The 13735-nt window shown below is 42.1% G+C and carries 16 protein-coding genes and 1 pseudogene; 13 read left to right on the top strand and 4 right to left on the bottom strand.

Translation table 11 applies throughout. The features are described from left to right. Complete coding sequence (gene grxD, locus CWI32_RS12535; protein WP_004279738.1) at positions 1-342, bottom strand: Grx4 family monothiol glutaredoxin; 342 nt, start codon at positions 340-342, stop codon at positions 1-3. A gap of 160 nt (positions 343-502) precedes the next feature. Between grxD and CWI32_RS12530 the strand changes: the two genes are divergently transcribed. Further along, entirely contained in the window at positions 503-1714 is a 1212-nt protein-coding gene (locus CWI32_RS12530; RefSeq protein WP_100535432.1) for an aspartate aminotransferase family protein, read from the top strand. A gap of 57 nt (positions 1715-1771) precedes the next feature. On the opposite strand, the gene CWI32_RS12525 is transcribed toward CWI32_RS12530, so the two are convergent. From CWI32_RS12525 to surE, 3 genes are all read right to left on the bottom strand, one after another. Next, positions 1772-2701 carry a LysR family transcriptional regulator gene (locus CWI32_RS12525; protein WP_100535431.1) on the bottom strand — a complete coding sequence of 310 codons (930 nt, stop codon included), beginning with the start codon at positions 2699-2701 and terminating at the stop codon, positions 1772-1774. Between the two features lie 91 nt (positions 2702-2792). Continuing rightward, positions 2793-3623 carry a peptidoglycan DD-metalloendopeptidase family protein gene (locus tag CWI32_RS12520; protein WP_005096485.1) on the bottom strand — a complete coding sequence of 277 codons (831 nt, stop codon included), beginning with the start codon at positions 3621-3623 and terminating at the stop codon, positions 2793-2795. A gap of 95 nt (positions 3624-3718) precedes the next feature. After that, on the bottom strand, positions 3719-4507 hold the full coding sequence (gene surE / locus CWI32_RS12515; protein WP_100329817.1) for a 5'/3'-nucleotidase SurE: 789 nt from the start codon (positions 4505-4507) through the stop codon (positions 3719-3721). A gap of 111 nt (positions 4508-4618) precedes the next feature. Between surE and CWI32_RS12510 the strand changes: the two genes are divergently transcribed. The 12 genes and pseudogenes from CWI32_RS12510 to CWI32_RS12455 all read left to right on the top strand — a co-directional run. Further along, a complete protein-coding gene (locus tag CWI32_RS12510) occupies positions 4619-4990 on the top strand; it encodes an MCR_0457 family protein (protein WP_005096482.1) in 372 nt (123 codons plus the stop codon). 162 nt (positions 4991-5152) lie between these two features. After that, positions 5153-5533 (top strand): MCR_0457 family protein, encoded by a 381-nt coding sequence (locus tag CWI32_RS12505; protein WP_100535430.1) that lies wholly within the window; start codon positions 5153-5155, stop codon positions 5531-5533. A gap of 128 nt (positions 5534-5661) precedes the next feature. Beyond that, positions 5662-6810 (top strand): D-alanyl-D-alanine carboxypeptidase PBP5/6, encoded by a 1149-nt coding sequence (gene dacC, locus CWI32_RS12500; RefSeq protein WP_005096478.1) that lies wholly within the window; start codon positions 5662-5664, stop codon positions 6808-6810. Positions 6811-6921: 111 nt separating this feature from the next. Continuing rightward, positions 6922-7452, top strand: coding sequence for a gamma carbonic anhydrase family protein (locus CWI32_RS12495; protein ID WP_100535458.1), 531 nt, complete (start codon positions 6922-6924; stop codon positions 7450-7452). Between the two features lie 258 nt (positions 7453-7710). Continuing rightward, entirely contained in the window at positions 7711-8274 is a 564-nt protein-coding gene (locus CWI32_RS12490) for a PAAR domain-containing protein (RefSeq protein ID WP_228127731.1), read from the top strand. A 2-nt stretch (positions 8275-8276) separates the two neighbouring features. After that, positions 8277-8978, top strand: a complete 702-nt coding sequence (locus CWI32_RS12485) for a hypothetical protein (RefSeq protein ID WP_005171676.1) — start codon at positions 8277-8279, stop codon at positions 8976-8978. Beyond that, positions 8947-9423 carry a hypothetical protein gene (locus CWI32_RS12480; protein ID WP_005171677.1) on the top strand — a complete coding sequence of 159 codons (477 nt, stop codon included), beginning with the start codon at positions 8947-8949 and terminating at the stop codon, positions 9421-9423. The genes CWI32_RS12485 and CWI32_RS12480 overlap by 32 nt, the downstream gene beginning before the upstream one ends. 169 nt (positions 9424-9592) lie before the next feature. Next, on the top strand, positions 9593-10078 hold the full coding sequence (locus CWI32_RS12475) for an NUDIX hydrolase (protein ID WP_100535429.1): 486 nt from the start codon (positions 9593-9595) through the stop codon (positions 10076-10078). Between the two features lie 4 nt (positions 10079-10082). After that, the gene (gene mnmA / locus CWI32_RS12470) at positions 10083-11222 is read left to right on the top strand and encodes a tRNA 2-thiouridine(34) synthase MnmA (protein ID WP_005171681.1); all 1140 of its coding nucleotides are present in this window, start codon (positions 10083-10085) and stop codon (positions 11220-11222) included. Between the two features lie 7 nt (positions 11223-11229). Beyond that, complete coding sequence (gene hflD, locus CWI32_RS12465; protein WP_005096468.1) at positions 11230-11961, top strand: high frequency lysogenization protein HflD; 732 nt, start codon at positions 11230-11232, stop codon at positions 11959-11961. 54 nt (positions 11962-12015) lie between these two features. After that, on the top strand, positions 12016-13404 hold the full coding sequence (purB, locus tag CWI32_RS12460) for an adenylosuccinate lyase (RefSeq protein ID WP_005096467.1): 1389 nt from the start codon (positions 12016-12018) through the stop codon (positions 13402-13404). A 139-nt stretch (positions 13405-13543) separates the two neighbouring features. Next, positions 13544-13735: pseudogene (locus CWI32_RS12455) on the top strand (IS982 family transposase); the annotation flags it as partial.

The raw sequence follows: 13735 nt of genomic DNA, 5'->3' as shown, positions 1-13735 counted from the left end.
TTAAGCATCAGCTGCCGGGCTGTACTGTTCAACCAAAGGCTTTAATTCACCTTTTTGGAACATGTCGAGCATGATATCGCTCCCACCGATCAATTCACCATTGATCCAAAGCTGTGGAAATGTCGGCCAGTTGGCGATTTGTGGTAACATCGCACGAATGTCCTGATTTTCCAGAATGTTTACATAAGCAAACGGACGACCAATCTGACTGAGTGCTTCTACTGCACGTGCAGAAAAACCACATTGTGGAAATTGCGGTGTGCCTTTCATATAAAGAAGTACTGCATGTTTAGCAATTTGGTCACGAATTAACGCTTCGGTATCGCGTGCTTGTTCAGTCATTGATAAATCCTCAACTCATCTGTCTGGCATTATACCCAAATCCAGACAAAACAGTATGTCTAAAGCAATAATTCCAATTTTATTTACAATTACCCTTTAAATCTGAGCGGGTTTTTGCTTATATAAGTTTTTCTTTCCACCTAACAGTTAAGAGTTAGTCATGAATAATATTACCCTCGCACCGGTACAAACTGATCAACCTTCTCACTTGATGCCTGTATTTGGCCGTCAACCGATCAGCTTTGTCCGAGGACGAGGTGCATATCTTTATACCGAAGATGGTACAGAGTATTTAGATGCATTAACCGGAATTGCAGTATGTGGTCTGGGTCATGCGCATCCAGTCATTGCCGAAGCAATTGCTGATCAGGCTGCGACCTTGATTCATACCAGCAACCTGTTTGAAGTGCCTTGGCAAACTGCGGCAGCACAAAAACTGGCCGAAGTCGCGGGTATGGAAGAAGTATTCTTCTCCAACAGTGGCGCAGAATCAAATGAAGGTGCAATCAAAATTGCACGTAAATTCGGTCATATGCAAGGCATTGCTTCACCTAAAATTATTGTGGCGGATCATTCTTTCCATGGCCGTACCATGGCCACCCTCTCTGCAACAGGCAATAAAAAAGTTCAGGAAGGCTTTGGTCCGCTGGTCGAAGGTTTTATTCGTGTACCTTTTGGTGATCTCGAAGCGATTGAAGAGGCAGCGCTTCATCATCCGGATATCGTAGCCATTTTAGTTGAGCCCATTCAGGGTGAAGGTGGTGTAAATACCGCACCTCAAGGTTTCAGCTATCTCGAAGAGATTCGTCAAATCTGTAACCAGCACAACTGGTTGATGATGCTAGATGAAGTGCAAACCGGGAATGGCCGTACGGGCAAATATTTTGCTTATCAGCACACCAGCATTATTCCTGATGTACTGACCACAGCCAAAGGCTTGGGTAATGGTTTCCCGATTGGCGCCGTCATGACTCAAGGTCGTGGTGTAGGTGTATTAACTGCCGGTAATCATGGTTCGACTTATAGTGGTACAGCTTTGGGTTCACGTGTGGTCTACACCATTCTCGATATTATGCAAAAAGAAAATATCGTCGCCAATGCTGCGGAAAAAGGCGCTTATATCGTGGATCAGCTACGCAACAAACTGGCCGATCAAAATGTGAGCGTGCGTGGTTTCGGTCTGATGATCGGAATTGAATTACCGAAAGAATGTGCTGAGCTGGTCGCAATTGCACGTGATGAATACAAAACCATCATCAATGTGACTGCCGGTAATGTAGTTCGCCTGTTGCCTACCCTGAACATTACTCAGGAACAGGCTGATCAGCTGATTGAGCGTTTAGTGAAAATGATCAATGCTTTTTTGGCCTAAACCCTGCGCTTAAAAACAAAAAAGCCGCTTGAAAGCGGCTTTTTTATATTCTGTATCTTATGATGCGGCTTGTAAAATACGCCCACCAGAAATCTGGTCAAAATATTGTTTCAATGTATCTAGGCAACGAAGAATTTTTGTCGGTTGTTGCTCACGTTTCGGCATGACTGCATATAGTGTAATCGGTGGAAGTCGCCATTCAGGCAAAACTTCAACCAAAGTGCCATTCAGTAAGTCTTTTTTCGCATCGAGATATAAAATCTTGGCAATCCCATTGCCCTGCAAGCACATCGATTTTGCCACCAGACCATTATTGGTACTGAAACGGGATTTCAATTCAAAATCGGCTTTTTCTGCAGTATTGACATTTTGAAACTGGAAATACTGATGATTTTTGATATGGTTCAAAGGCAGCACATCATGATTTTTAAGATCATCAGGACGTGAAATAATGGTACTCTGATTAATATAACTCGGTGTCGCCACCAGAATTTGCTCAATCTGCATCAATGGCACCACCTGAAGATTGTGCTCATCATTTTTCTGTTCAAATCTTAAGGCGATATCGATACGCCCATCGAACAAATCAACCTCATGATTATTGGTTTCCAGATGTACTGCCAGGCCACGATGTGCGGACATCCAGTGAGAAAGTGCAGGAATCACATGATTCGCGCACAATTCTGGCAAAGCGACAATGCGCAGTTCACCCACAAGATCATCGCGTAATTCATTGATTCGGACTTTACCGCGCTCTGCAGCAGATAGCATTTCCTGGCAACTGTAGAAAAAAGCTTGTCCCGCTTCCGTCAAACTTAATTTTCTCGTTGAACGATTTAAAAGTACCACTTCCATATCATGTTCTAATGAGCGAATTTGTTGACTCACGGCGCTGGTCGTAATCCCTAATTCACGGGCAGCACCGCTAAACGAGTTTTTTTCTACAACACAAGCAAAAACACCCATTGCTCGAAGTTGATCTAACATAAATTTCCCTCTAAACTTATGAGATGCCTCATCATTTGATAAAAGCAACTTATTGTATTATACGGCGAAATTCACGTTTTGCATTATTTATTTAATTGTTTGGTAAAACTGTAGTTGGATTAATCGGTTTGCCGTCTAAGCGCACCTGAAATTCAAGCATGGTTCGCGTTGTACCAGTTGAACCCATTTCTGCAATTTTTTGCCCCGCTTTTACATTCTGTCCGCTTTTTACATCCAGTTTGCTGTTATGGGCATAAGCCGTAATATAGCCATTAATATGCTTCACCAACACCAGATTGCCATATTCTTTCAGGCCATCTGCGGCATAAACCACCTGCCCGTCTGCTGCTGCAAACACCGGATCACCGACATTGCCGCTATAGCGTGTGCCCTTGATATTAGATGCCAGATTATACTGCTGCAAAACTGGGCCATTAGACGGTTTTACCCAACCTAAACCCGCGGCAGTAGAGACGGGTGTCATTGGCGCCGGCGTGCTCACACGCGGTGTAGTCTGCACGGTGGTCGCTGGTGTAACTGGGGCCGGTGTTGGTACTGCAATCGTTTGACGCTGGATAGGGGCTGCCTGAGTCACTGCCTGCGTGCTGGTACTGCGACGTACGGTATTATTTTTCAGGCGGATCGACTGTCCCACATAAATCCGGTAAGGTGCAGCAATATCATTCATCTCGGCAACACTGATATAGTTCAGTCCATAACGTGCTGCGATCCCACTCAATGTATCTCCTGAACGTACCGTATAGAAATCAGGAGCTGTCGCATAACGCGTCGCATTATTTACTTGAGGTTTGGTGGCACAACCGGTGATTACTCCTGTAGAAATAACAACGGTTGATAAAACTAGGGTTTTAATCAGGGCTGCAGGCGAAGCAACAACACATTTCGGTAACACCAAGAACATTATCTTCCTCTCTAAGATCTATACGGTTGCAAAATCCCGTTAAGATTAGCAAAGTTTTACTGCAATATACTTGCAATCGCGAGTTTTTCACAAAGTTATAACACTGAGAACGCATTTTCTGCCAATTGTGTTTGAAGATTCCGCAAAACCTCATAGTTGGTGGCATCCATCTGAATCGGAGTAATGCTGACATAGCCATTGGCCACAGCAAAGAAGTCCGAGTCAATCTCGCTCAACCCTTGCTTGGGTTCTGCTACTGCTTCTCCAGACAGTCCAATCCAGTACACCTGACGACCACGTGGGTCAACATGACTGGTGATGGGCTTCGACTGACGGCGGCGGCCTTGATAAGTCACTTTTTCACCCTGTAATTCAGCCATATCCGGAATATTGATATTAAAAATATGACGCTCAGGAAGAACCGGCAAACCGCGTGCAATAAAATCATGTACCCAGTTGGCAGCCAGCTGATAATCCTGAGGGTGTTGATAGCTGCGTACATTCGGCCCACTCAATGACACCGCAATAGCAGGATGTTTACTTAAGCGACCTTCAAAGGCTGCCCCGACTGTACCGGAATACAAGACATCATCCCCCAGATTGGCACCACTATTAATACCGCTGACCACCAGATCAAATTCAAAGTCAAACAGGCCGTTCATAGCCAGATAAACACAATCTGCCGGAGTACCATTGACAGCCCAGACATCGGGAGAAGTCTGAATCGGGCGTAAAGGTCGGTCCAGAGTCAAAGCACTGGAGTAACCACTGCGCTCACTTTCTGGCGCTACAATAACAATCCTCCCCAAAGGTTTTAGAGCCTGTGCCAATGCTTGAATACCCGGTGCAAACACACCATCATCATTTGAAACTAAAATATTCACTGAAAAATCTCGTCGCGCTAAAAAATGACTGGTTAGGACATTTAATTGTATTAGTGCTGGAATTATATATATTTACTGCTCGACATCCATCTTTAAAATATGTGGCTCAAGATGATTAAAAAATTCTCTTTATTTAGTGCTTTCGCTTTAAGCCTGGCAGTATCTGTTTCTCCTTCAGTTATGGCGAGCGAGCTGACTGTTGACGAAAACAATACCATTGTGAAAGAAGACATCGCATCGGCACAAGTCATGGCTGAGGTTTGCCCGGCTATGATTGGCCAAAATGCAAAATTAGACAGCATTATTCAGACTCTCATCCAGTCTTATCTTGCAGACTACTCAGATAAAGGCATGAGCTATCAAAAACTACAGGCAGATAGCGAATATAAATCTTTACTGGAAGAAGCTCGTCAGGGTGCAAAACAAACCAGTACTGACGAACAAAAAACCGTATGCGAAGAGATTCTGGATTACCAGGGCTAAGCTAGATAAATCTTCAAATAAGACGGTGTAAACATCGTCTTATTTTCTCTTACAGATTTCTTCATAATTCTACAGCTTCGCTACATTTTCCCACTTTTCAATTTCAAAAATAAGTTTAAGCTAGGCAAATTATTGTTCTAAATCTATTTTTTGAGTTTTTTAATGAAATATCCATTACTTCAAGCCATGACACTTTGTGCAGCTTCTGCCGTGACTCTTTTAGGAACATCTGCATTTGCAGCCAATGAAAATATCAATGTCACGCCAACCCAGCAAGTGACCAAGCAGGAACTGGCTGCGATTTATGTTCTTTCAGAAATCTGCCCGAGCATGGTTAAGGACAAGTCACAGTTCAATCAGGGCTATACCAAGCTGGTGACTGAATATATGCCAGGTCAGCGCAATCCGGTTGCAAGCTTAAACCAGATGGTTCAACAGAACGATTTCCGCAGTATTCTGGCTGAAGCACAATCTGATGCCAAGAAAGCTGGCAAGAAAAAAAATCAGGTGATTTGTAATGAATTAACCACCTATAACAATTAACCTGCTTTTCTGCCGATTACTTACAATACTTTTGAAATAAGACCGGGTTTCCCATAGAAGTCCGCCTAGCTTTATCCTAAAATGCTAGGCTCTTCGTGCTTACATCAAGATATAGGAACCCACTAGAAATGACCCAAAAAACTGCCCTTGCTGCATTATTATTAGTTCCTAGTTTTAGCTTTGCAGCAACTGTCCTATCTGCACCACCAGAATTGAATAATAAATCCTACGTGCTAATGGACTATGAGACAGGGCAACTTCTCGCTTCAAAAAATGAAAATGAAAAATTAGCCCCTGCTTCAATGACCAAGATGATGACCAGCTACATCATCGAACAAAAACTATTGAGCGGTGAACTCACTGAAGATGAACAGGTTCGCATGAATGAGTCAGCATGGTGTCGCGGTAGTAGCGCGGAATCATGTATGTATGTGCCTTTAAACGGTACGGCCACTGCACTTGAAATGCTGCGCGGAATTATTATTCAATCGGGTAATGATGCATCTAAGGCTATGGCTGAACATATTGCAGGGAACGAGGGTACCTTTGCACATATGATGAATCAGGAAGCCAAACGTATTGGTATGACCAATACCAGCTTTATCAATTCAACCGGTATGCCTGCTGAAGGTCATTATTCGACTGCCAAAGATATGGCAACGCTGGCACAGCACATCATTAAAGACAGTTCCAAGTATTATCCGATTTATGCTGAAAAAGAATTTACCTTTAATGGCATCAAGCAAGGTAACCGTAATGCCCTGCTGTATACCGACCCAAGTGTAGATGGCTTAAAAACTGGTCATACCAATGAAGCAGGGTACTGCTTGACCACCTCGTCTAAACGCGGCCCTACTCGCTTGATTTCAGTTATTTTTGGTGCACCAACCATGCAGGAACGTGCAACGCAGACACGTGAATTGCTGGCTTGGGGTTATGCAAACTTCGAAACCAAAAATGTTCAACCAGCTAAACAGGTACTTGCTAAAGCCAAAGTCTGGTTCGGTAAGGAAGATGAAGTTCAAATCGGACTTGCTGAAAACTTTAACGTGACCATGCCGAAAGGTCAGGCCAATGCGATTAAAACCCAGCTGGTGGTTCAACCGAAACTGACTGCACCATTACAACCGGGGCAAGTTGTCGGTAAATATGTTGCAACTCTGGATGGTAAAGTCATTTCAGAAAAACCTCTTGTGGCTTTGAATGCAGTGGAAGAAGCGGGTTTCTTCGCGCGTATGCTCGACCATATCAAACAGTTCTTTAGCAACTTGTTCTAAGTCTAAACAGACCATTTCAGTCTTGGACTAAGACCAAAGCACTCATTCAGATGGGTGCTTTTTATTTTATACTATGCACATGATCCTTCATCATTTATCGGACAGATCGTTATGAGCCAAAATATTCGTTCTTATTTAGATACGACCCCACAGATTGATGCTTCCTGTTATGTCGATCCGATGGGAATTGTGGTCGGCGATGTGATCTTGGCTGAAAATGTTTCGGTATGGCCTTTTGCTGTAATTCGGGGTGATGTGAATCATATTCGGATTGGTAAAAACTCGAATGTACAAGATCACTCGATGTTGCATGTCAGCCATAAGAAAGCCGATAAGCTTGAAGGTTCGCCTTTAATTATTGGTGAAGATGTCACCATTGGTCATCATGTCAAACTACATGGTTGTACCATTGGCAATCGTGTTTTGGTCGGTATTGGTACGATTATTCTGGATGATGTGATTGTTGAAGATGATGTCATGATTGGTGCAGGTTCGCTTGTTCCACCGAATAAGGTTTTGGAAAGCGGTTATTTGTATGTGGGCAGCCCTGTGAAAAAAGTGCGTCCGCTGACAGATAAAGAAAAAGCATTTTTACCGTATTCAGCGCAGAATTATGTGAAGGTGTCGGGGAATTACAAGTAAAAAAATTATTTAAAGCAGATCCTCTAAAGCAAAATTTTCAGCATGATGATTCCAAGTTCATCATGCTTCTGATATGCTTAAAACATAATAAATTATCATTATAGCAATTTTAATAAAAATATATACTTACAAGAAAAACCCAATATAAAAGTATGAATAATTTTTCTATAAAAGCGAGTTAGTTTCTCATATTTTGAATATATCGTTGTTATTAAAAGTATCTTTATTCATGTTAACAATATACCAATAAGAATTTAAATGATGACACGTCCTTTCGGCATTCAAGGTTCCACGACTTCACACGGTGGAATAGTTATGGCAAGCCAGTCCAGGATTACCCAAATGGGGATCTCCTTCTTAAGAGTTGGTGATGGTTTTGCTTGTCCCAAATGTAATATGTGGTCAACACTAATTAAAAGCCATGATCATGTCATTATGGATGGGAAAGCAGTGGCTTATGCAGGTGATCACTTTAGCTGTGGGGCAATCTTAATGCCAAAGCAAGTTCATGTGGTTGGAGCTCCTCAGCATACTGTACATGCCTTTCTGCAACAAAAAAGAAACCTATATTCAAGTACCCAAAATTTCGTAGAGAATCCTATTCCTGTAGAAGAACATGGACTAAAGTTCCAGCTCATAAATAAAAAATTCAATATACCTGTAAATGGATATTTTTATCTATTAACAACAAATGATGGGAAAGAACAGAGCGGCTTTACAGATCATGATGGTTTTACTGAAATCTTGCATACAGGAATTAAATCAGAACAAGTCGATCTACATGTTTTTGACTTTTCCCACCCCATGAATAAATGGGAATAATGATGGAAACCACAAAATTAGCCTCTGCCTATAGTCGCATCATTTCTGGAAATTCTAATATTTGGGAAGCCTTTCCAGAGGAAAAAAAAGTCTGTGAATTTTCAGAACCATTATGCAACAGTGTTATTAAAGTACGAAATTACTATATTGCTCGTCCTTACAACTTTTTGATGAGCTTAGATCAATGGTCGAGTATCACAAATAAGATAGAGTTACTTACAGCTATCAGGTTTGGGATGGAATGGGATACTAATAATTTGCCTGAAGGGTATTTATCAGATCCTGCATTTCATACTCAAATGTATGTAAAGTTTCATAACTATCTAATGAAAAATGTGATGCGCGAAGCTCCTAAAATTGTAGCTGAATTTCAAAAAGCTGTGTTTAAGGCTCGGTTTCTTACGACTTTTACCATTGATGAAGTAAAAGATATTCCTTATTTAAACACCCAAGATCAATTAAAATCTGCTCTAATTAAAGCTAAGAAACTACAAAATCAGATTGATAAAATTAATATTGTTGATGCTACAAGAGATATGTTTTTAATCCAAAATAACAAAGGGCCGATTACAATTAATAAAAATATGTTTATTGATGTTTTTAAACAGGATTTTAATCCAAACATGATTCAAATATTAAAATCTCAAGGCATATACTTAGGTGATCCAGACAATGTCATGTATAGAAAAATTAATAACCCTTAGTTCATTATGTTTCATATTTTTGGCAAGTTGTTCACTCGCCTCTCAAACCGACATAAATAGTGAAGCACTAAAAAATGCCAATCGAGGAATAGTAGGTACATTGTTGTCCGATGCCAAAGTGTACCAAATTGCCTCCTCATCTGAATTATCTCCATTAACGCAACAGTTACTATTTTCGACACTGGAAAAAATCGCTGTGATTCGAGGCTATGAGCAAACGATTGGTAAGTCTTATCGTTTTGATGAAGACTTAAACATTGCTCAAATCAATCAAATCTGTTGGATGGGTGTTTTTCTGCAAAAATATAAGCAATATTTACCCACTAAAATTGACAAAAATGAGAGCTACATCTGGGTTGATGCTTATGTTAAGCATTGGCAACACAGCTTGAATGAATCTTATCGTGATACATTGATTGAAAATGACTGTAGAAAATCAGATTAAATGTATGCCTCATAATCTAATTGAGCGGGATACTGATTATATTTGGTTTATTTCCCACTTCTCACATGCAAAGGAGATAACACCTTAAAGAAAAAACTGATCATCATAGCCACACACCACAAAATTTTATACAATAGTGCACTCTCTTCCTTGGTGTTGGTGCTATTCTATGACCGCTTGGACTGCTCACGTCACTGTCGCAACCGTCGTTGAAAAAGATGGAAAATTCCTGTTTGTCGAAGAACATACAGAAGCTGTGACACATACCGTATTTAATCAGCCAGCAGGTCATGTGGAATGCGGTGAAACCATTATCGAAGCCGCAATTCGTGAAACCATGGAAGAGACCGGACATACGGTTGAAGTGACCCATCTTTTAGGGATGTATACCTATACCCCGCCCATGTTTCCGGATCGTACTTATTTTCGTTTCTGCTTTTTAGCCAAATCCACTGACTACGACCCAAATGCCGCTTTAGATACGGACATTGTCGGCGCAGTCTGGATGACATTGGACGAACTGAAAGAATCGGCGCGTGCCCGTAGTCCCCTGGTGATTAAAGCCGTGCAAGATGCCCTGTCAGGTCAAAAATACCCTTTATCGCTCATTTACGAGCACCAAAACTCTCCCTTAATTTCAAATTTGGATGCCTAATCCTATGCAACAACGTGTCATCGTCGGTATGTCGGGTGGTGTAGATTCATCTGTTTCTGCTGCGCTTTTACTTCAACAGGGTTATCAGGTTGAAGGTCTTTTCATGAAGAACTGGGAAGAAGATGACGGCACAGAATATTGCACGGCGATGGATGATCTTGCCGATGCTCAGGCCGTTTGTGACAAAATCGGGATTAAACTGCATACCGCAAACTTTGCCATGGAATATTGGGATCGTGTATTCGAACATTTTTTAGCAGAATATGCGGCTGGCCGTACCCCAAACCCAGACATTTTATGTAATAAAGAAATTAAATTCCGCGCTTTTCTAGATCATGCGGTGAACTTGGGTGCAGACTTTATTGCCACAGGTCATTACTGTCGTCGCGGTGCAACCATGACCAATTCGCGCGGTGAAGAATACGCACCACTATTACGTGGTGTTGATCAGAATAAGGATCAAACCTATTTCCTGCATGCCGTACATGGTCGTGAAATTAACAAGACATTATTCCCTGTCGGTGAAATTGAAAAGCCGCAAGTCCGCAAAATCGCTGAAGAATTAGATCTTGCTACGGCAAAGAAAAAAGACTCGACTGGCATCTGCTTTATTGGTGAGCGCCGATTTAATGACTTCTTGAAGCAATATTTACCGGCACAACCCGGAAAAATCGTGCTGGAAGACGGTAAAGAGGTTGGTGATCATCACGGCTTAATGTACTATACGCTCGGTCAACGCGGCGGCATCGGTATTGGCGGAATGAAAGGCGTCGCGGAAGGTGCCTGGTTCGTATTACATAAAGATATCGAAGGCAATCGTCTGGTGGTGGGTCAAGGCCATGAGCACCCACTGATGCAAAGCACCATGCTTTGGAGTGAAGCGATTGACTGGGTGGCCGGCGAGCAGGATATTCCTGAAACAGGTTTCCGTTGCTCGGCCAAAACCCGTTACCGTCAGACTGATCAAGCCTGTACGGTGTACCAAGATTCAGAATCACCCAATGGTGTACGTGTGGAGTTTGATGAACCACAACGTGCAGTGACCCCAGGTCAAAGTGTGGTGTTTTATTCAGGTGAAGTTTGTTTAGGCGGTGGTGTGATTCATCATACCAATGCACCTAAACCTGATTTTATAAAAGGATGAATTCGGCATGACGGAGTTACCATTTCAACCAGCCACAACGTTGAATACTCGTCAAAATCGCGCTTTGGCGTTAGCGGGTGTGTTTCAGGCCACCCAGCTGACCCATATGACCGCATTGAGTGGTCAGCAAAGTATTGGTGAAAACGGTAACTTTTATTTTGAACAGTTGATTAAAGCCAGTCTCAATATTCGTCCCGGCAATAACGAAAATGCCCAGACCCTAGACTTTTTTAATCAACTGGCCGATATTTCCTTAGGCTTAAAAACATTAGAAAGCAGCATTATTCAACCCTTCAATACTTCGCCAAAATCCAGAATTCCAAAACTTTCCAGCACCAAACTTCCAATGAGCTATGCCATGGCACTTCTTCAATTAGAAAAGAAGGTCTATAGCAATCCCAAATTTGTTGAAATTATTGAACAGTCCCAACAGAAAATTCTCAGACAGCTTTCCTTTTTCGATAACAATTACCTGCACCCCAGCATCATTGCCAATCTGGCTCAAACCTATGTCGATACTGCGGGATCAATCAATCCGCGCATCATGGTTCGTGGCAATGCCGAAGCCTTTAAAGATGCCGGACACACCAACCGCATCCGTGCTTCCCTCTTTACCGGTTTACAAATGGCGCACCTGTGGCGTCAGCTCGGTGGCAGCTCCTGGGGCATGGTATTTGGCAAACGCAAGTTGCTAAAAGATATTCAGAATCTGGCGCGTTTACAGTTTCAGGTGGTTTAACTGATACTGCACGTGTTTCGTTTTACGTTTAATTCCAAAATCTAAGGAATCGATATGAACGCTTTAACTGCACTTTCTCCACTAGATGGACGTTACGCGAGCAAATGTGATGCTCTACGTCCCTTTCTTTCTGAGTTTGGTTTAATCCATGCTCGTGTGACTGTTGAAGTGCGTTGGTTACAGGCGCTTGCGAACCATCCGGAAATTACTGAAGTTCCGGCGTTTTCAGGCGAAACTAATGCAGCGCTTGATGCGATTGTAAGCAATTTCTCTGAAGATGATGCCAATCGTATCAAAGAAATTGAACGCACCACCAACCACGACGTTAAAGCGGTTGAATATTTCCTGAAAGAAAAAATTGCCAATATCGACGAATTGAAAAATGCCGGTGAATTCATTCACTTTGCATGTACGTCTGAAGATATTAACAACCTATCACATGCTTTAATGCTGAAAAGCGGTCGTGATGTACTGGTTGCATCTATGCAGCAAATCATTGATTCAATTGTTGCACTTTCTGAAAAGCATGCTGACCAGCCAATGTTGTCTCGTACGCATGGTCAAACTGCAAGCCCAACGACGTTGGGTAAAGAAATGGCGAACGTGGCTTACCGCCTTGCACGTCAAATCAAACAGTTCAAAAATGTTGAACTTCTAGGCAAAATCAATGGTGCAGTAGGTAACTACAATGCGCACTATTCTGCTTATCCAGACATCAACTGGCCTGCGCATTCACAAGCATTTGTGGAATCTTTGGGTCTAGATTTCAACCCGTACACCACACAAATCGAGCCACATGACTACATGGCTGAACTGTTTGATGCCCTGCGTCGTTTCAACACTATTCTGATCGATTTTAACCGTGATGTTTGGGGTTATATCTCGCTTGGTTTCTTCAAGCAAAAGCTAAAAGATGGCGAAGTCGGTTCTTCAACCATGCCGCATAAAGTAAACCCGATTGACTTCGAAAACTCTGAAGGTAACTTGGGTCTTGCCAATGCTGTACTTGCACACCTTGGGGAAAAACTGCCAATTTCTCGCTGGCAGCGTGACCTGACTGACTCTACTGTGCTGCGTAACATGGGTGTTGGTTTTGCACAAAGCTTAATTGCTTTCGAAGCATGTGCTAAAGGGATCGGCAAACTTGAACTCAATGCTGCGCGCATTAACGAAGACTTAGACAATGCGCAAGAAGTGTTGGCTGAACCGATTCAAACTGTAATGCGTCGTTACAACGTTGAAAAACCATACGAAAAATTAAAAGCTCTGACTCGTGGTCAGGCCATGACTCGCGACATGATGGTTGATTTCGTAAACGGTAACGAGTTAGAAGCGGTTCCTGCTGCTGATCGTGCGCGTCTAGCTGAAATGACACCTGCTTCTTATACAGGTAATGCTGCTGAACAGGCCAAACAAGTGGCTGAGCTGATTGCTAAAATCTAATTTAAAATAAGACCAAAAGGCGAAGCTCAGGCTTCGCCTTTTTATTTATAATGTTACGCCAATCTCAACTTTTTAAGTCATTGAAATGAGAAGGACATAACCTCACTTTAATTTCGACCAAGAAAATAAAATTACAGTTATGTCCATTGAAGAATTTATCATCTTTGTCTATTTAATTATAGATGAGCTATATCCAATTGTTGTTAATAAACCACTCAGAACTCGTGGCTTTCCACCTGCTCTTACCGATATTGAAATTATCACAATGCAAATTGTGGGTGAATTCCTTGGAATGGATACAGATAAAAGTATCTGGATGTATTTTAAAAAC

Source organism: Acinetobacter pseudolwoffii, from assembly GCF_002803605.1.
Lineage (GTDB): Bacteria > Pseudomonadota > Gammaproteobacteria > Pseudomonadales > Moraxellaceae > Acinetobacter > Acinetobacter pseudolwoffii.
This window is presented reverse-complemented; position numbering and strand designations above follow the sequence as displayed.

What these genes read in the sequence shown, in the direction of transcription:
- grxD (WP_004279738.1), bottom strand. Translation starts at nt 342, where the DNA reads ATGACTGAACAAGCACGCGATACCGAAGCGTTAATTCGTGACCAAATT.
- CWI32_RS12530 (WP_100535432.1), top strand. Translation starts at nt 503, where the DNA reads ATGAATAATATTACCCTCGCACCGGTACAAACTGATCAACCTTCTCAC.
- CWI32_RS12525 (WP_100535431.1), bottom strand. Translation starts at nt 2,701, where the DNA reads ATGTTAGATCAACTTCGAGCAATGGGTGTTTTTGCTTGTGTTGTAGAA.
- CWI32_RS12520 (WP_005096485.1), bottom strand. Translation starts at nt 3,623, where the DNA reads ATGTTCTTGGTGTTACCGAAATGTGTTGTTGCTTCGCCTGCAGCCCTG.
- CWI32_RS12510 (WP_005096482.1), top strand. Translation starts at nt 4,619, where the DNA reads ATGATTAAAAAATTCTCTTTATTTAGTGCTTTCGCTTTAAGCCTGGCA.
- CWI32_RS12505 (WP_100535430.1), top strand. Translation starts at nt 5,153, where the DNA reads ATGAAATATCCATTACTTCAAGCCATGACACTTTGTGCAGCTTCTGCC.
- dacC (WP_005096478.1), top strand. Translation starts at nt 5,662, where the DNA reads ATGACCCAAAAAACTGCCCTTGCTGCATTATTATTAGTTCCTAGTTTT.
- CWI32_RS12495 (WP_100535458.1), top strand. Translation starts at nt 6,922, where the DNA reads ATGAGCCAAAATATTCGTTCTTATTTAGATACGACCCCACAGATTGAT.
- CWI32_RS12490 (WP_228127731.1), top strand. Translation starts at nt 7,711, where the DNA reads ATGATGACACGTCCTTTCGGCATTCAAGGTTCCACGACTTCACACGGT.
- CWI32_RS12485 (WP_005171676.1), top strand. Translation starts at nt 8,277, where the DNA reads ATGGAAACCACAAAATTAGCCTCTGCCTATAGTCGCATCATTTCTGGA.
- CWI32_RS12480 (WP_005171677.1), top strand. Translation starts at nt 8,947, where the DNA reads ATGTCATGTATAGAAAAATTAATAACCCTTAGTTCATTATGTTTCATA.
- CWI32_RS12475 (WP_100535429.1), top strand. Translation starts at nt 9,593, where the DNA reads ATGACCGCTTGGACTGCTCACGTCACTGTCGCAACCGTCGTTGAAAAA.
- mnmA (WP_005171681.1), top strand. Translation starts at nt 10,083, where the DNA reads ATGCAACAACGTGTCATCGTCGGTATGTCGGGTGGTGTAGATTCATCT.
- hflD (WP_005096468.1), top strand. Translation starts at nt 11,230, where the DNA reads ATGACGGAGTTACCATTTCAACCAGCCACAACGTTGAATACTCGTCAA.
- purB (WP_005096467.1), top strand. Translation starts at nt 12,016, where the DNA reads ATGAACGCTTTAACTGCACTTTCTCCACTAGATGGACGTTACGCGAGC.